This window comes from Microbulbifer hainanensis, assembly GCF_014904735.1.
Lineage (GTDB): Bacteria > Pseudomonadota > Gammaproteobacteria > Pseudomonadales > Cellvibrionaceae > Microbulbifer > Microbulbifer hainanensis.
This window is the reverse complement of sequence record NZ_JACZCR010000092.1, coordinates 1-336: the sequence shown is the minus strand read 5'-3', so window position 1 is coordinate 336 and position 336 is coordinate 1. Positions and strand designations below refer to the sequence as shown.

Annotated in this window: 1 protein-coding gene; it reads left to right on the top strand. The window is 53.9% G+C overall.

Features of this window, described 5'->3' with window-relative positions; genetic code table 11:
* A partial coding sequence (locus IG168_RS20475) for a TrbG/VirB9 family P-type conjugative transfer protein (RefSeq protein ID WP_193166461.1) occupies positions 1-336 on the top strand: 336 nt, incomplete at both ends.

Here is a 336-nt window from a genome sequence, read left to right as displayed (position 1 = left end):
CCCCACAAACATCCAACAAAGCGATCATTAAAAGCTGCGGTAGATCAGGCGACCGTCGACCCTCACGAGGGCCGATTTAATAACGGCCATCAGATCTACTCATATGCGGAAGGGCAATTCTACACGGTCTTCGCCGTCCCTGAGCGAATAGTGGATATTCAGTTGCAGCCCGGCGAGGAGCTTCTGAGCGCCAATCTCGGCGACTCTTTTCGCTGGCTTTATCAGGCCACTCAAAGCGGAGCCGGTGAGACTGCTCGAACGCACGTTTTCTTCAAGCCAACTGAAGAAGAGATCAGTACCAACCTGGTCCTCACAACGACCAAGCGGGCTTACCAC